Here is a 17,155-nt window from a genome sequence, read left to right on the forward strand (position 1 = left end):
CTGAGCCGATTATTACGGTTGCGGACACGGTTCCGTAACCTATCTTTTCTAGGCATTTCGAAACATGTCGCGTGCAAGGTCTCGCTATGGTGTCGTGGTCAACACAGACGGTGAATTCCAACAATCTCGGTAAGAAAATTACTGCGAGGGCAGGATTCTCATTGTTGGAAATGGTGATGGCCGCCACTTTGGTCGCGGGAACATTGGTTCCAACAATGGCCGTCATGCGCGACGCCATGGCCAAAAGTCGCGATCTCAACAGGCGCAATTTGCTATCGAACTACGCGGTGAGCGTGCTTGAAACACAAGCGGCCACAACCATGACAAATTGGACGAACACAACAACCACGGGGAATTTCGCTGCCGATGGCCATGCGAATATCCGTTACAGCGCTATTCGCTCGGATGCAAGCGCAAGCGGTGGTCTTACGGGTCAGTTGATGCACATTCGAGTGACTGTCTTTGACGATGCGGACAGTGACTCGACGTACGATGACAACGAGTTGAGCGTTTTGTATCGGACCAAGGTGGCTAACCTGCAATCCTACGTTGATGAAGAATAGACAAACCAAACACGGCTTCACTTTACTTGAGCTCATGGTCACCACGGCCATGCTGGCTGCGTTGACGACTGCCACGATGGTGTTGGTGCGGACTTCTTACGCGGCGTGGAATCGCCATGAAGAGGATCAAGAGACGCGGCAAGCTGGGATTGCCGTACTACGCCATATCGTACGGCATGTTCGTCAGGCGACCGCAGTTTCTGCTATTTCATCGGCCACGGACAATTCCGGAAGTTTATCTATTCTGACGCCCACTGGTCAGACTCTAGTCTGGGATCATGACTCGGGCACGAAGCGAATCTTGTTTGGAGTAACAAATGCCGATCAGGTACTCGCTACCGGCATCGAACAGCTGAATTTCGTGGGTCTGCGTACCGATGGCACGACTGCGAGCACTGACGTTGGGTTAATTCATTCCGTCCGAGCTACGACTGAAGTTCAGCTAGAACGACCCAATGGACTCGAACCGGTTGCCGCATCTTGCCAAGCCTGGTTGAGGGCGTGGTAGCTATGAACACTTCAAAGCGAAACTCAAAAACGAGAAGCGGGGCCGCGCTTGTGTTTTGCATGTTTATTCTGACGTTGGTCACACTCATGGTTGTGAATGTGCTGGACACAACCACGCTGGAGCTGTCAACGCTCAGAAATTCCATGGATTATGAACGAGCAATGTACCTAGCCAATGCCGGTGTTCATCACATCGCGGCTACGTTGGAAACCAACAGCACTTGGCGTGGCACGGTGACTGATGGATCATTTCCGGCTGACGATAGCTACTTCGCCGAAGCCGTTGATGGGCCCGATTCCACGGTGATTGTTACGTCGAGCGGCGTTGCCGGCGACGTGGTCCGCAACTTACAAGCAACGATTGAACTTTAATTTGAGTAGCACAGATGTCCGACAGACGAGCAAAAGCTGAACGGCGGCAAAGCCGCGAGCGACGCCGACCGCGAGAGCGCCGTAAAGGCACTGACAATCGAATTGCGGTTATTGAGTTGGCTGAATCCGATTTGCGTGTAGCCATATTGCAGCGTGCCGCCAATGGTGGTCGCGACCAAGTGGAAGCCTTAACAATTCCTTGGCGTGAAGAAGCAAATTCACCGAATTCGGCTGAAGGCCAATCTGAGCTGTCTACAGCTTTACGTAAGCTTGTGGAACAGCACAACCTCGCTGGTTGCTCGGTGCGTTACGTGCTGGGTGGACGCTATTGCGTGACCAAAGCCATCCTTGGTTCCACGGAGGAGGTTCGCCACGAACTTCAACAGCTCGAACAACGCAGCCAGCTTTATTTGCTGCTTGGTACTGGCGAAAAAGTCACCGTGAGCCATTGCAAACCGCTCGACGCCCGACATACCTATGCGGTGGCTTCTGTCTGCCATGCGAAAACGCTTGACACCTTGTACGAAGCGAGCGAGCGAACCGGCCTGCGAATCGAATCGATTGAGCCCGCGCTGGTGGCCAATAGTCGCGCAGTAGGACGCTTGCAGAATGCTCCCGACCAACCCACGCTATTGATTCATATAGATAATTCGACGGTTGAAATCGGGGTCTGCCATCGGGGACGTTTGTTGCTGGAATATCGCCCAGGTTCCTGTGAAACTCCTGAAGAACTGATCGAAGTCGTTCGCACTCACTTTGGCCGATTGGAACGACATGTTGGACGTCTCATGGGCGAAGCGACTCCCAAATTACGGCATGTCTATCTCACGGGTGAACGTCAGCAGATTCAAAGTGTGCTGAGTGCCCTCGGCAAGGTCGAGGACATGGAACTGGAAATCGTTTCACCTGCAGAGATACAAGCGACCTGGCAGATCACGGCAGGGGCCAGCGATCCCTCCACGATCCCGGCACTGGGCGCAATGCTCGGAACATATTTGCCCGCAGGCGAATCCGACGCTCCCAATTTCATGGACCACATCATCGCGGTGAGCCGTGAGCCGATGAAGCCGATTCTCATACGCAGCGCGATTCCTATCGCTGCCGTATTGCTTGTGGCACTGGGTTTAGCCGGCGTCGACTTTCACCAGCAGCGTGCCTTGAATGTATTGCAGGAACAACTTGATGAACTCGCCGTGGCCCAAAACCGCGCTCGAGAATTACGGTTACAACAGGCCGCTTCGGAAGCCAAGCTCGACCAACTTAATAGACTCGCCAGTCAGCTCGTTTCACCGCCCAATGCCGAAATCATGCGCCGGATTGCCCAGTGTATGCCGAGCGACGTATGGCTAAGCTCGTTGAGCTATAGCGATGACGACACGCTAGCACTTAAGGGCTCCAGCTATTTGGAAGCCGGTGTATTCGACTTCGTTCGCTGGCTCGAATTGGCTCCTGGTTTTGATAGCGTAGCCCTCCGTGGAACCAAAAGTGGTCAATCCGTGGCAGGACCGACTGTTGACTTTGACGTTGAGTTAAGCCTGGCAGACCCTAACGCCCCCGCCAAGAAGGTGGCCCGCCATGAATGAGACTTTGCTCCGTAGATTCTGCGAAAGCCGTCACCGCTCGCTAATCGTTGCAACCGTTACAATCCTCCTTGGTGTGGTGGTATTTACCACGTTGGCCGATGACTATTTTGACAAAAAGGAGAGTCGTAGGGCTCTTGCCGAAGAATTGGAAAATGCAAGACAGACGGCCAAGCAGCTTCCCCAGTTGGAGAAGCAAATGGCCACGGTTGCCGAAGAGTTGGGGATCTTGGAGGGGCGCTCCGTTTCGGAAGAAACTGTGAGCACTTATCGCACTCGGCTCGTGGACATGATCCGCGAATCGAGTTGCCAAATCCGCCGCCTCGACGTGGCCGCACCTGTCCGCCGACCCTGGAAAGCTGGGGACAACCCCCTCCAGGAAGGAAACGTGAATGATTCGTCAGGGAAGACGACGCCATTTTTCCTGGAACGTCGCAGCATCCAACTTTCGGTGAACGGCAAAACGCACGACATCTACAGTTTGTTGGAACGCTTGCAACAGGATAACACATTGGCCCACCCCGAGCGGATGCAAATCCAATCAGACGGCCAAAATGGTGAAACGGTGACGATGGATCTGGAACTGCTGCTCTTTGCTTTGAGCAGACAAAGTTCCTAGTCAAGCAGTACGGCAACACGAGCAACAGTGTCAGGGAGGACACATGCCAACAAGAAGCGCGAGTCGAAGATTGCGCTCGACAGGCCAGGCGATGGTCTGTTTGTTGGCTCTTTGCTGCGCACTGAAGGAAGTGCTCCTCGCCCAAGAACCACTGCTGACTCCTCCCGCCCCTTCGCAGCAAAAGGCACACGTCCCACTCGAACAGGCACTCGATACCCGCGGCGATCTTTCGCTGCAAAATACGACGATTCAAAAGGCGCTCTTCACAATCGGGGCCACTTGGAACGTGAATATCGTCGTCGGCAAGGAAGTCGACGGCACGGTGAGCTGCATCTACACCCAAGCCCCGCTGCGGGAAGTCCTCGATGCGATCCTGCTCGCCAACGGCTATAGCTATCGAGCCGTCGGGCAAAGCCTTGTCGTGCAGAAGTCGCAGGAAGTGGGGAGCGCCAACCCGCTGTTTCAATCCGCTGCGATCCCTATTACGCACAGCGATTTGCAAGAAGTCGTCGAAGGAGCGCGGCTCTTGCTGAGCAGCCAGGGCCAACTTCAGTCGATGGAATCGGCGAACAGCATCTTGGTTGTCGACTTTGCCGACCGAGTCGAATCGATTCGGAATTTTGTGGAACAGATGGATGCCGCTGCCTCGAAGTCGACCGGGGGCATTCCGTCAGAGTCGTACAAGAGGCTGCAAGTCGCTTACTTTCATACTCAATACATACCCGTTGATAATACTAAGCCAGCGCTCACGGCCGTACTGAGTGCGACGGGCAAACTTGCCACGATGCCCGCGGAAAATCGGTTGGTTGTGGTCGACTACCCTTCGAACATTGACATGGTCAAACGCGTGCTCGAAAAGATCGACCGCCCCCGCCCGCAAGTGCGCATCACCGGCTTGATTTACGACATTAGCCTGCAAGACGTCGAGCAATTGGGCATCAATTGGAATCAGAACATCAAAGGCAACGATGTCAACGCTGACGGTGTTCCCAACCAGGAATTGAAGCTCGATACGCAAACGCTCGCTCCGTTCAACGTGGGCTCGAGCGGCGGAGCGGTGACGGTGAAGAGCTTCACCACCAATTTCGATATCCGTGCGGTCATTCTGGCTTTGCAAAACGCCAAGGATGCCCGTTTGCTGGCCGATCCCAACGTGACGGTCGAAGAAAACGAGATGGCCGAATTGAGCAGCGTGCAGGAGATTCCTTTTCAACAAATCACGCAATCGGAATTGGGCGGGCAGATCGGCACGACGGCGTTCAAGCCCGTCGGCATCACATTAAACGTCACGCCGCAGATTGCTTCCGATGGCACCGTGAAAATGATTGTTAATCAGGAATTCAGCCGTGTGGCCGGTTTCACCGAAACCGACGATCAACCGATCGTCGACGCCCGCATTGCGACCACCACCGTCCGCGTGGCCAACAAGCGCACCGTCGTCATCGGCGGCTTGCGGCAACGGAGTGACACGGGAGATTTCAACGGCATCCCGTTCCTGAAAGACGTTCGCGTGATTGGGCCGTTGTTTCGGGCTCGTGATACCAATGTTCGCGAAAGCGAGCTCTTGGTGTTCCTCCAACCGGAGATCGTCGATTACGACCAAGTCATGAGTTCCCGCGAATACATGGCAGCCGAGACTCTTGATAGTCGGCTCAATGGCATTCCACTGGCCGAAGGGATGCCCAATTCCAATGGTGTGCCTTGTAACGAGCCGATCCCTTTCCCATCGATCGAAAGCGAAGAGATCTACCAAATCCCAGCTGAAGACACGGTGCCTGAGCAGGTGGATCTTACCAGCCAGCAAGAACCGTTGCGCAAGGATTTCGACGAACGGTACCGCACGACTGGCGATTCGGCGCCTCTGCGGCAATCGATCAGTGAGAAGGAACACACCGCCAAGAAATCGCAGGTCTGGACGCGGATGTTCAAAAAATAACGATTGTGCGGGCACATTTGCCGAATAATCAGGTGGCCGTTGGGGCGTGCTAAACTTGGTTGGATCATTCCCCTCGAAAGCCAAGTTTCCATGCCCGCAGTGCCAAAAACGCGAATCACGCTGCTCGTTGTGCTGGGCTGCGCGCTCGTTGGCTGCGGCGAGTCGAAGGTGGCTCCTCGAGCCGCGCTGACTCAAGCACCTGCTTTTACTGCGAAATCTGAGCCCAAGCCGGAGGTCAAACCTCAAGCGGACAAACCTGCACCAGCCAAGGTTGATACCAAGCCCGCGGAGAAACCGGCCGAAGTCGTCTTTCAACCACCGTATCCGCACCGCGAGAATTTGTTCCTCGCACCTAAGCGGAGTGCCAAGCACGAAAACAAACGGGGCATCGAACAATCCGTGGAGCTCCTGGGGTTTGCGAATGTCGACGGTCAGCGGGTGATCCTCTCGATCAACGGCGACGTCGTGCCGATGGCCGAAGGCGCACAAACGGCCGGGATCGAAGTTATCTCGATCCAACCCCCCGCGGTCGTCCTACAACGTGGCCGCGAACGTTGGCAAGCGACGTTGGAAAACTAACCGATTTCGGAACGCGGAATTCGGAATCCAGGCACATGCCATGGATTTCTTTCTGGCTAAGAGCTAATCGCTAACAGCTCTTCCTTCAGCTTTGCGAGGTTGGCCAGGTTTGCTTGGTTTGCGTCTGTCTCAAAGTGCAAAGCTGATTGCGGAGGGACTTTGGACCGTCGACTGTGGTTTATAAAGTCCATCGTCCACGGCCCTACAGTCCACTAAACTTTGTCATCTTGTTCAACTTCATCAACTTTGTCATGCCTTGCATTTGATCAAGTTACACCAGGTAAGCTGCGAATAGTCACTCCCCGGGGCGTAGTTTGAGCCGCTCCACCTTCAGAGGATTCACGGCACAATAGTCCACCGTCGACAGTCCTACCGTCTAGTCTTCCTAATCCCTTTTGCCCATAATATAGCAGATAGCGCGGCCAAATTCGAGGAGAAAGTATAGTGACTATCTAAATCACGGAGATACGGCGTACTTGAGAAATGGGAGAGATGCAGCCGGTTTACACCGGCCGCTCGCCGGGTTCGCTCGCCGTGGTTTCCCAGGGGTTGGTGGGTTGATGCTGCGGGGCGGGGTGAAGTTCTGCTTCGTCTTCGAGCACACGGGTGGGCAGCATCCGTGGACGATAGCTCACGTCGAGCGCGATCGTGCGGAGATTCAACAGTAGCATCAACAGTGCGGCTCCGCCGACGATCAACAACAGGATATTAGCTTCTTCAATCGGCCAACTTTGAATCACCGAAAAGAGAACCCACACAGGATTGGTGATTTGCAAGAACGAAAATTGTTCGCTGGAGCGGAGCGACGGCGTCATCAAATAAATCACCTGAGGGATGCCACAGGCGATTAGAAACAGCACGAGGTGCAACAAGAAACCGGCGGAGAGCTGCACGTAGGTGACCGTGCGGACCGCGGCGACGAGCAGTTTGCCGAGGCCGAGAAAGAACACGGCGTAGCACCAACTCAAGACGAGAAAATAGGCGAGGGCTTGCTGGCCGGGCCAGGCTAGTAAACTTGAAGGGGGCAACAAGAACGTGAGCACGAGCAGCGCACCGAGCACCGCGGTGAGTGAACCAATGGCAAACACAAATCCTGTATTGGGGCCCGGATTGAGCCAGGTGAGTGAAATGCGACCGACCGTGCTGGCGGGGAGGGTGCGGAGCATTCGCCGCGATAAGTGGGGCCATTCGCTCGTGAGCAACCAGCCCATCACAAACCAAAACATCATCGACCCAGCCGCGATGAACAAAATGGTTTGCATGTAGTCTTGCGGCCCCGTGAGGCTCAAGGGAATGGCGCTCATCCAGCCGATGAAGCAGGCTTGCAGCAAGAGCATGCGGATGCGCAGGGTGGTCGAGCGGTTCTCGCTCGGGAACGAAACCTGGGCGGTCGCGGCGGCATGGAGCAGGGCAAAAATCGCGACATAGAACGACAAGGCCGCGAGATTGGCCAGCCAAAACATGGGGCTCATGACGTCGACAAAATTTCGATCGACGAAATCTTCGATGAGGCTGATCGTGCCCAACAACACCAACGCCAAACAGAGTACGAGCAGCAGCGAGATCAGAGCTTGAGTATGTTTGACCTTCGCGCTCGTGCCGGCCAACAGTCCCAGCATCGAGAGGCCCATCGATTGGAACACGAAGTAGAGCAACATGAAAAATATCGTGGGGAGATCCACACCGCGGAGCAGGTAGGTAAACGCAATGCAGGGAGTGACCGCGCAGAGGTAGACCATCATCTGAACGGCGGCGGAGCCAAGTTTGCCGGTGATGATTTGCCCGGCGGTGAGGGTCGTGATCGAAAGCAGCTCGTAGGTGTTCTCTTCCTGCTCGGCTGCGAGCGATCGAAATGCCGAGAAGGGGATAATCAAAATCAAAGGGAACGCCAAGATGATGGCGTAAACGTAAAGCATCCGTGGGCCCGAGGCGACGTAATAGACATCGGGTCCGACGATGGCCACGACGGCGAAGCTGGCGGTCCAGCACGCGACCAACACCACCAAGAATGTGACGACAAATTGACGGCTCTTAAGGGCTTGGCGGGTTTCTTTAACCAGAATTGGGTTGAGGCGGTCGGCGTATTTTTCGAGTCTCACGAGCAGGTCGGAGAGCCAATTAGACTTTGCGGCGGATTGTTCGTTAGCAACAACGGCGGTACTCATTGCACTCTCCCTTCCGTGACGTGCAAGAACACATCCTCCAAGCTGCGAGTTTTGCTGGAAAACTCGTGCAGCGGAAAACCAGCTTCAATGGCTTCGCGGAGCAGGGTGGCTTGCTTATCTTGCCCACCACCGTGGGTGCAGACTATCACATCTCCGTCAACGAAGACTTCACTGGTATCGTCATGAGCATTGAGCCAAGCTAAAAACGGTGCTTGATCGCCCAGGACGCGCATTCGAACTCGGCTGGCTGCCTCGAAACGAGCGCTGATCTCGTCGACGCTCCCCGTGGCGAGTAGTTGTCCTTGTTCGATGATCGCTACCTTGTCACAGATCTCGGCAAGCTCGGTAAGAATGTGCGAACTGATGAGCACCGCTTTATCCATGCGAGCGAGCTGCTCGATCATGTCGCGCAGTTCGATGCGTGCCCGGGGGTCGAGTCCTGCTGCGGGCTCGTCGAGAATTAGCACCGAGGGGTTGTGAATCAACGTGCGACCGAGGCAAAGGCGTTGCTTCATGCCTTTCGAGAGGCCGTTAATAGGCTTTTCGGCCATCGTGTTGAGCAGCGTGAACTCCATCACCGAATCGATGGCCACGCGGCGTTCTTTACCGATAAGGCCATAGGCCCGCGCGAAGAAGTCCAGATATTCGATCACACTCACGTTTTCGTAGGTGCCGAAGTTGTCGGGCATAAAGCCCAAGCGTCGGCGCACACGGTCGGGATCGTCGACCACGGAGAAGCCATCGACAAACGCATCGCCGTAGGTCGGTTCGTCGAGCGTGGCGAGAATTCGCATGCTGGTGGTTTTGCCCGCGCCGTTGGGGCCAATGTAACCAAAGACTTCGCCGGGATAAACTTCAAAGCTAATATCTTGCACCGCGCGGGTCTTGCCGAAATAGCGGTGCAAGTTGCGAAGTTCGATCAGTGGTCGTCGTGCGTGAATCATTTACCAAACTCCTCGCACGACGTGAAAGCTGGTGTCCTCGGTGGCGGAGTCAATGCCGAGTGAAAGATCGATGCCGCGATCGGTGACCGCGATGTAACTGCCCGGCCCCCAACTTTTGGTCACGGCCGAAGTGATGGCGGAAATTTGCGTCTCCATCAAATTTTGCGAGAAGGGGAGCAGGTCGATACCGCTACCCAGCGAAAGCGATTCGATTGTTCCGGCGGGGAACTCGGGTTCGTTATTGGCGAGCAACGTGCGTAGTTTGAGCATCGCTTGAACTTGATCGCTGGGAGCGAGCGCGACGGATTTCCCGTTGCCGAGTTGCTCGCCGAGAAAAATTTTTCCGTCGTGATCTTCGACAACCAGCAGTTGAATGTTCGCCCCTAGTTGGTTCGTGGCCGTGAGTTTGTCGGCGGAGGGTTCAAATTGTATTTGCTTTTTCGTATCTCGGCTGGTGACGGTGAGGTATTGCGTGGGGGTGCGCGATTGCAGCCAACCGCGGGTGAGTTGTTGCGTGCCGTCCCACACTATCTCACGACGCTGGCCGGCATAGCGGCGGGCTTCGCGACGGTCGGTGAGACGCGATGACGGAAGGATCGGATAAACGAGGGCATCTTGGGGGAATTCCAAGCCGTCGGCGGGGGCGATCCCCGCGTAATAGGAAAGCCGCGACCAGCAGACGGCTGAGTCAGCGGTTTGATCGAGCAGTGTAAAACTGCGAGCGCGAACGAGCGTGCCGAAACCTTCGGATGTGAAACTGTAAATGAGCAGAAACATCGTTGTCGCGAGCGCCGCGGCGGGAACGGTGAGCAACAGCAGCGGCAATTTTTCACGACTCTTGAGAAAGAAGTAGTTGATCGGACCGATGCCTAATACAAAGAGTGATAGCAGCACTTGAAACGAAGTGACCGGCGCGGTGCCAACGTCGGGGATTAAGAAGTCGTTGAAATTCTCGTTACCACGGCCGGGGTTCGTGCCGTGCCGCAATTCCCACGACAAGCGATCGGCTAGCAGCGACTGTGTGATGGCCCAGCGAATTTCCCGGGACTCTTGGCGGGAGATTGTTTCAGGAAACGCTAAGAGTGTGACTGTTCCCATGCCGAACGGGCGGGTTGTGAACCATTCGCGAGAATCTTCCGGGGCTTCTTGACCGGCAACGATGTTATTACTGACGGGCTCAGTGCTGGGTTGTCCATGGAGTTGACTGTATTTGTCGAGCGAGTCGCTCGCCGGATTATCGAGTTTCGGAAACCGCCAGCCGCGAGCTAGTAACGCATCAAAATCAAACTCTTGCGGTGTGTCGGAGGCAATTCCTAGTGCTTCTTCAATCCCGGGAGCGTCTTGAAAGTCTTCGGCGTTAGAAATGACCCACAGATTTCCTCCCGCGCGGACCCACTTTAACAACTCGGCAAGTTCGTCGGGATTTTTCTCACGCCGCGAAGCAAGATCGCTGGGACTCGTCACCGCCACGTCGATTGATGTGTATTCGCTCCAGTTTTCTTGTTGCACGTTGAACGTGGGGAGAAAGACTTCCGCGGGCCCGCCGCGAACATCGCGAAACAATCGAAACGCACTGAAGCCAATGTCGTCGAGCATCAGGACAGTGAAATTGTGGCCGGTGTTGGGACTGTTGAATGGAACTTGCGATTGGCAAAGGTCGTCATCGCGGACACCATCGACAAAGGTTTCGCAACCGATGGTTCGCCAATCCGAGTACTGCGGAACGGAGAGTGTGGTGCTGACCGACATGCTTCCCGCGGGGAGTTCAAAATATTTCTCGGCCACGATCACCGGTTGATCGCTGCGCCATTGGCCGGCCATGAAGCGAATCTTAATTTGTTTGTCGGCTTGTGACGGGGCTTGGGCAGTGACGCGGCAAGTAATCGGGCGATAGCCATGCACGCCGGCCCAAGTGGTATCAATCCGCAGGTCGAGACCTGATTGCTTGGAATAAACCATCGCACCGCTGGGGGATTGCGGCAGCTCGATGAGACCGCCGCTAGCAGCGAGGGCGGTTTGTGCCGAACCAACAAACGCAAGCAAACAGCACAGTTGTAGTCGTTGACGCAGCAAGCGAATGTTCACGAATCGATGGGGCATAGAATATTGAAGAGGACTGATTAAGTTTCGCTCGCGGGGGAGGCTGTTCCGGGAAGAAGTTGCTCGTCGGGACTCAGTTGCACGCCACCTTGCCGCGTACGGGCGGGTAACGATTGCGTGCCAATTACTCGGGCAGTTGCTGAAATCAGGACATACAGGCACCCATGCACCAGGACAATCACCAACAAACTGAACACCGCCATGCTCGCCGCGACGGCCCAAGTGTCGCCGGCTTGCGCGCGGACCAGCACGAGGCTGAAAAGCGCAAAGAAAGTCACCGCAGCGATGGTGGCACGTAGAGTAAAGCGGGGAAGGATCATAGTGCTATTGTCGCAGACGGAATCGGCTCTAAGCAAGTGTTTGGCAGGGGCGTGCTGGCTGAATCGTTGGGCGGATTAAGCCCCTGGCCGGTGCTGCGGCATGCCGTTAGCATAAAAAGCACAGCTAAGCCGCAGAAATCGTTGGAGGAGGCGTGATGACCAGCAAGTTTCTTGATCACAGCAGATTGATCGCGAAACCACAAGTGAGTAGGACACTTCTATTGGTGGCCTGTTTCGTAACTCATTGTTTCGCAGTTTCTGAATGCCGTGCGGATGTCGAAGCCTATGCGGGGCAGCCGTTTGGCGTGGGACGCGTCACCGTGCCCGTGTTTCGCGGCGAGCCGTCGCTCCCACTCAACGACGAACGATTTACAGCCTTGGAAGCGAGCGGCCGGGTGCTTTATTCGGTGGTCAAGGTCGAGCCAGCGCGGCAGTTCCTGCGCGGTCTCATGGGTATTGAAACACCTCGGAACGTGACTCTTTATTTTTTGTTTCGTGGCGACGAGCCGTTTGATTTGTCGGTTTATTCTCCGCTAGAGCAGGGTGCTCGGGTTACTCCACGCAACGATCCCCAGGGCCATCGGCGACTCATGGAAGAATGGTGGCAGCAAACGACCGAGCGTTGGTCGCGTTTGCAAAAGGATCCGCAGTTTCCACCGATCGCCGAGAATTTCTTGGTGGCGATGTTTGCAAGGCGATTGAATAGAGACATCCCCCCCGTCCCTGCCGGTTTGCTGGGACTGCAAACCGAAAAAGTCACGGCGCTCGAAAAACTGTTCGGTGGCGAGGCGGCACAACTCGGTTTGCATCGTGAGATGTTGCTGGGCACAGGCAATGTCTCTGACAAAGAGGTGCCACTCCCCGCGCCGGTAGCGTGGGAAGAACCCCAGATTGATCTGGCGGGTTTGGATGAAGTCGAAATCGAGCCAATGGCTGCGCATGTGCCGGAGGAGTGTTTCTATATTCGATTTGGTAACTTCACGAATTATTTTTGGTTTCGCGACTTGAGTACCAAGTGGGATGGCGATTTGCAGAACATGGTCATTCGTCGTGGACTGAAACGGCTCGCCACGAGCCGTATCGAACAGCAGCTTTCGCTCAAGGAAAATGCGCTCTCGCGGATTCTGGCCCCGCAATTTATTAGTGATGCCGCACTGATTGGGCTGGATCCTTACGTGCAGCAAGGGGCTGCGGTGGGAATCTTGGTGCAAGCTCGCAATAACCAACTGCTCTCTCAAGATTTCATGCGGCAACGCCGAGCCGCGCTGCAAGCTTTCCCGGATTCGGCAGAAACCACCGTGCAACTTGCTGGGCAAGATGTATCGCTCGTTGCCACCCCTGATGGCCGGGTGCGGTCGTACTATGCGCAGTCCGGCGATTTTCATTTGGTGACGACATCGCGAAAATTGGCAGAACGTTTTTTGGAAGTGGGGCAGGGGAAGGGATCGCTCGCCAGTTTGCCGAGTTTTCGTAATGCCCGCCGCGAATTGCCAATGAAGCGTGACGATACGGTGTTTGCGTTCGTATCTGAGAAGTTCTTCCAAAATTTATGCACGATTGAATATTGGGTGGAAGCCAAACGCCGTCGCGAGAGCATGCAGCAGCCGGAGGTAGTGGAACTCGCTCGCTATGCGGCCAAGTGCGAAGGAGGCAACGCGGAGACAATCGATGAGCTTATCGCCGCGAACATATTGCCAACGGGTTTTGGAGTGCGCGCGGATGGCAGCACTCTGGAACAAACCGACAATGGCGTGATCGATTCGCTCCGAGGTGCGCCAGGCTATTATGTCGCCGTGGGCGATCTGCCCCCGAAGGAATTCTCGCCCGCGGAGTTACAAGCTTATACGGACTTTTTGAATTCCTTTGCGGTAGAAGTTGGGCAGATGCCGCCGATTGCGTTTGGCGTGCAAAGGTTTCCCACTGAAACAGGGGACGTGCGGTCACTGGCTGTTGATGTGTTCGCGGGACCGTTGGGTAGTGTTAAATTGGGGAAAGTCATTGATTCGCTGGGTGAGCCAACCGATGAAAAGCTTGGGCCGATTGCCGGCAATGTTGCTTCGCTGGAAGTTTCGCTCAACTTGCCCGTGCCGTTGATTGGGGGTGAAACTCAGCCGCATCTGTTGTTTGCGGGACTGCGGGATTACCGTTCGCCGCTTGCCGTGAGCCAAGGCAAAGTCGTCGCGGGTTCGGAGCGAAGTGAATTAGTTCGCGGCTACGTAGGTGCTTGGCCGCGGCCGGGGATTTTGCAAATGCTGCAAGGCCCCGCTGGGCCACCGGGTGCCGAGCCCCAACCGCTGGGCGAGCAAATGTGGCATGCCCAGGCGGATGAGTTTTTACTTATCTCGTTCAAGCCCGACGTCATTCAACAGGTGCAGCCGCAGCTAATGTTCGAGCCAGCCGAGCGACCCGCGCAGGTGCGACTCATGATTGCCGATCTGGCGGATAAACAAATCGCCGAGACGATCAACGCTTTAGGTTACATGCGGGTGCGCGAAACTTCGGTCGCACCTAGTCGGCTGGCGAATTCGCTCAGCAATCTGCTCCAAGTGCCGCGCGACGAGTCACTCGATTTCGCACAGCACCTACTCGATGCAACCTTTGTCTGCCCGCTGGATGGTAAATACAAACTGTTTGAATCCGCGCGGAGTTTGCCGGTGTGGTCGTCAACAGCGCTGCCTGCTCAGAATCGCAACTTGCTCACCGAAGTTCCGGCGGAGTTTAAGTTGCCACTGCTTTCCTGGTTTCGTGGTATGCAAGGGGATCTTGAGGTCGCGGACGGAGAGCTGAAGGCCCATGTGGATTTAAAAGTATCCGCCACGGCGTTGCCATGAGTGATGCAGCAACTATTCGTTATTCAAGCACACCCTTTCCGCCCTACAGTTATGTTCCGGGCAGCGGGACGCCGCATCCGGTCAGCGATCCCCGCGGTCACATGCACGGTATTGAACATGAATTGCCGAAGCCGCTTGATACAAATCATTGGGCGACGAACGAAACTTACTTGTACGCCGTTGATTTGTTCAATCACGGCTATTACTGGGAAGCCCATGAAGCGTGGGAATCGCTCTGGCACGCCGCAGGGCACAAAGGAGTGATGGCCGATTTTCTCAAAGGGCTGATCAAGCTGGCCGCTGCGGGAGTGAAGCATCGCGAAGGGAACGCCGCGGGAGTTGAGCGGCATCTCAAGCGAGCTCAAGAGTTGCTCGGCGTGGTGAACGAACAGAAATTCTGCGGAATTGAAGTCGAAGACCTGGTGACGCAGATTTCAGGGTTTAATTCCGAGTTCAGGCAGAACTTTGTAATTGTGCTCAATTAGAAAATTGAGAAACCGCGAATCTTACGAATAGCACGAATAAAATCATTCGTGTCATTCGTTCTATACGCGGTTAATAAATCTTCTTCCTGGATTGCTCTGCTTGCTCCATCAAAAGTCCCGCGCGATAAGAGCTGCGCACCAGTGGCCCGGCGGCGACGCCTAGGAATCCCATGGCGTAAGCCTGCTTAGTCCACACTTCGAATTGATCCGGATGCACGTAGCGTTCAACCGGTAAGAATCGCGTGCCCGGTTTGCCCGGAGCAAGGTATTGGCCCAGAGTCAAAAGTTCGACGCCTGCATCGTTGAGTTGTTGCATCGCATTGAAAACTTCGTCATCGGTTTCACCCAAGCCTACCATGATGCTGCTTTTGGTCCAAAGATCAGGACGCAACTCTTTGGCGCGGCGGAGGACATCGAGGCTTTGCGCAAATGATGCGCGTGGGTCACGTACCGTGCGATCCAAGCGTGGGACGCACTCCACATTATGAGCAAACACGGCAAGTGGCACATCGTTGAGCAAATGCTCCAGCGCAGTCCAATTGCCGTCGAGATCGCTGCACAAGAGTTCGATCGTCGTTGCTGGAAGCCGGTTTTTGACCGCCGTGATGCACTGCTTGTAATGGTCGGCACCGCCGTCAGCAAGATCATCGCGATTGACGACCGTGATCACCACGTGAGCCAAGCCCATGCGCTCGACAGCCTCGGCCAATCGCTCCGGTTCGTCGGATTCCAGTGGCGGTGGAGTTTTTAGCGTTTCGACGCTGCAGAATCGGCAGCCGCGGGTGCATTCTTTGCCGGCGATCATGAACGTGGCCGTGCCGCGGGCCCAACAATCGTGGATGTTGGGGCAGCGGGCTTCCTCGCACACCGTATGGAGTTGATTGCCGAGCACGGCCAGTTGCGTGCTGTTGAAGGTGGTTTGAGCCTTCCCCGCCGGGAGATTCACGCGCAGCCATTCGGGCAGGCGCGGGCGAGCCAGGTTAGGTTCAGCAATAGGAAGCTGGTTCATCAAATACTGTCACACTTTGGATAACCACTAAGACACAAAGAACACTAGGATTATATCTCAAACTTCTTTGTGCCCTTCGTGTCTTAGTGGTAACTAGCAAAAATCAGCCCGTAAGGCCTTCAAACAGCGGCGTCGACAGATAGCGTTCGCCGAGGCTGCACATGATGGTGACGATTCGCTTGCCAGCAAACTCAGGACGAGCAGCCAATTTGGCGGCGGCGCACATGTTAGCCCCGCTGCTGATGCCGGCCATGATACCTTCTTCGCGTGCCAAACGACGCGCCCATTGGAAGGCTTCTTCATTGGTGACGGTAATGACTTCATCGACCAGCGAGGTATCGAGGTTCTTGGGAATGAAGCCAGCACCAATACCTTGGATCTTGTGTGGGCCAGGCGAACCACCACTAATTACAGGCGAATCGGCAGGCTCGACGGCGATCGCTTTGAAGTTAGGATTCTTAGGTTTGATGTAACGAGACACGCCGGTGATGGTGCCCCCTGTGCCTACACCCGCCACTATGGCGTCGATGTTGTGTCCCGAATCTTCCCAAATCTCAGGGCCGGTGGTTTGTTCGTGAATGGCAGGGTTCGCAGGATTCTCGAACTGTTGGGGTAAGTACGCGTTCGGTGTGTTCGCGACGATCTCGCCAGCTTTTTCAATCGCAGCCTTCATACCGCCCGAGGCAGGTGTTAACACAAGTTCTGCACCAAGTGCTCGCAGCAAAGCGCGGCGTTCGACCGACATAGATTCGGGCATGGTCAGCGTGAGCTTGTAACCCTTGGCGGCACAAACGAATGCCAGCGCGATGCCCGTGTTGCCGCTGGTCGGTTCGACGATGAGTGTGTCTTTGTTGATCTTGCCCGCCTTTTCGCCGGCTTCGATCATCGCTGCGCCGATACGGTCTTTCACGCTGTTGAGCGGATTGAAAAACTCGCACTTGGCGAAGACGGTCGCCTGTCCCGCGGGGATCAAGCGGTTGATCTTGATCATGGGGGTATCGCCAATCGCGGCGGCGGCATGGTCGTAAGTTTTGTTTCGCGGCATGGTAGTCCCTTACATCAAAATGTGGTGAATGATTTGGTGAATTGTTCCGAAAAAGCCGCGTTGTCGCGATGCCGAAGATTATCGTTTTTCAGGGGAAATA

The 17,155-nt window shown here is 55.3% G+C and carries 15 protein-coding genes; 9 read left to right on the forward strand and 6 right to left on the reverse strand.

Annotation, left to right across the window (positions count from 1 at the left end):
• The first annotated feature begins 71 nt into the window (after positions 1 to 71).
• The 7 genes from AC6T8Q_RS11755 (at position 72) to AC6T8Q_RS11785 (ending at position 6,156) form a co-directional block, all read left to right on the forward strand.
• Positions 72 to 563 (forward strand): hypothetical protein, encoded by a 492-nt coding sequence (locus AC6T8Q_RS11755; RefSeq protein WP_500679264.1) that lies wholly within the window; start codon positions 72 to 74, stop codon positions 561 to 563.
• Positions 553 to 1,071, forward strand: coding sequence for a PilW family protein (locus AC6T8Q_RS11760; protein WP_500679265.1), 519 nt, complete (start codon positions 553 to 555; stop codon positions 1,069 to 1,071). The genes AC6T8Q_RS11755 and AC6T8Q_RS11760 overlap by 11 nt, the downstream gene beginning before the upstream one ends.
• Before the next feature lie 59 nt (positions 1,072 to 1,130).
• On the forward strand, positions 1,131 to 1,442 hold the full coding sequence (locus AC6T8Q_RS11765; protein WP_496918586.1) for a hypothetical protein: 312 nt from the start codon (positions 1,131 to 1,133) through the stop codon (positions 1,440 to 1,442).
• A 14-nt stretch (positions 1,443 to 1,456) separates the two neighbouring features.
• The gene (locus AC6T8Q_RS11770; RefSeq protein WP_500679266.1) at positions 1,457 to 3,025 is read left to right on the forward strand and encodes a PilN domain-containing protein; all 1,569 of its coding nucleotides are present in this window, start codon (positions 1,457 to 1,459) and stop codon (positions 3,023 to 3,025) included.
• Complete coding sequence (locus AC6T8Q_RS11775; protein WP_500679267.1) at positions 3,018 to 3,641, forward strand: hypothetical protein; 624 nt, start codon at positions 3,018 to 3,020, stop codon at positions 3,639 to 3,641. Before AC6T8Q_RS11770 ends, AC6T8Q_RS11775 begins: the two co-directional genes overlap by 8 nt.
• A 43-nt stretch (positions 3,642 to 3,684) precedes the next feature.
• The gene (locus tag AC6T8Q_RS11780) at positions 3,685 to 5,577 is read left to right on the forward strand and encodes a type II secretion system protein GspD (protein ID WP_500679268.1); all 1,893 of its coding nucleotides are present in this window, start codon (positions 3,685 to 3,687) and stop codon (positions 5,575 to 5,577) included.
• 90 nt (positions 5,578 to 5,667) lie between these two features.
• Complete coding sequence (locus AC6T8Q_RS11785) at positions 5,668 to 6,156, forward strand: hypothetical protein (RefSeq protein WP_500679269.1); 489 nt, start codon at positions 5,668 to 5,670, stop codon at positions 6,154 to 6,156.
• Positions 6,157 to 6,659: 503 nt separating this feature from the next.
• On the opposite strand, the gene AC6T8Q_RS11790 is transcribed toward AC6T8Q_RS11785, so the two are convergent.
• From AC6T8Q_RS11790 to AC6T8Q_RS11805, 4 genes are read right to left on the reverse strand one after another with little or no spacing between them, the layout of a single operon-like run.
• The gene (locus AC6T8Q_RS11790; protein ID WP_500679270.1) at positions 6,660 to 8,321 is read right to left on the reverse strand and encodes an ABC transporter permease; all 1,662 of its coding nucleotides are present in this window, start codon (positions 8,319 to 8,321) and stop codon (positions 6,660 to 6,662) included.
• The gene (locus tag AC6T8Q_RS11795; RefSeq protein ID WP_500679271.1) at positions 8,318 to 9,265 is read right to left on the reverse strand and encodes an ABC transporter ATP-binding protein; all 948 of its coding nucleotides are present in this window, start codon (positions 9,263 to 9,265) and stop codon (positions 8,318 to 8,320) included. Before AC6T8Q_RS11795 ends, AC6T8Q_RS11790 begins: the two co-directional genes overlap by 4 nt.
• Positions 9,266 to 11,365 (reverse strand): hypothetical protein, encoded by a 2,100-nt coding sequence (locus tag AC6T8Q_RS11800; protein ID WP_500679272.1) that lies wholly within the window; start codon positions 11,363 to 11,365, stop codon positions 9,266 to 9,268. It abuts the gene before it with no gap.
• 20 nt (positions 11,366 to 11,385) lie between these two features.
• Positions 11,386 to 11,685 (reverse strand): hypothetical protein, encoded by a 300-nt coding sequence (locus AC6T8Q_RS11805; RefSeq protein ID WP_496923046.1) that lies wholly within the window; start codon positions 11,683 to 11,685, stop codon positions 11,386 to 11,388.
• Between the two features lie 155 nt (positions 11,686 to 11,840).
• Between AC6T8Q_RS11805 and AC6T8Q_RS11810 the strand changes: the two genes are divergently transcribed.
• Both AC6T8Q_RS11810 and AC6T8Q_RS11815 read left to right on the forward strand, forming a co-directional pair.
• Positions 11,841 to 14,516 carry a hypothetical protein gene (locus AC6T8Q_RS11810; RefSeq protein ID WP_500679273.1) on the forward strand — a complete coding sequence of 892 codons (2,676 nt, stop codon included), beginning with the start codon at positions 11,841 to 11,843 and terminating at the stop codon, positions 14,514 to 14,516.
• Positions 14,513 to 15,001: a DUF309 domain-containing protein gene (locus AC6T8Q_RS11815; protein WP_500679274.1), complete on the forward strand. Its 489-nt coding sequence runs from the start codon at positions 14,513 to 14,515 to the stop codon at positions 14,999 to 15,001. Before AC6T8Q_RS11810 ends, AC6T8Q_RS11815 begins: the two co-directional genes overlap by 4 nt.
• A 70-nt stretch (positions 15,002 to 15,071) precedes the next feature.
• On the opposite strand, the gene lipA is transcribed toward AC6T8Q_RS11815, so the two are convergent.
• Both lipA and cysK read right to left on the reverse strand, forming a co-directional pair.
• Entirely contained in the window at positions 15,072 to 16,010 is a 939-nt protein-coding gene (gene lipA, locus AC6T8Q_RS11820) for a lipoyl synthase (protein ID WP_500679275.1), read from the reverse strand.
• 103 nt (positions 16,011 to 16,113) lie between these two features.
• Positions 16,114 to 17,055 (reverse strand): cysteine synthase A, encoded by a 942-nt coding sequence (gene cysK / locus AC6T8Q_RS11825; protein WP_496923042.1) that lies wholly within the window; start codon positions 17,053 to 17,055, stop codon positions 16,114 to 16,116.
• Positions 17,056 to 17,155 lie beyond the last annotated feature (100 nt).

The sequence above is a fragment of the Bythopirellula sp. genome, from assembly GCF_041737835.1.
In the GTDB taxonomy this organism is placed as follows: domain Bacteria; phylum Planctomycetota; class Planctomycetia; order Pirellulales; family Lacipirellulaceae; genus Bythopirellula.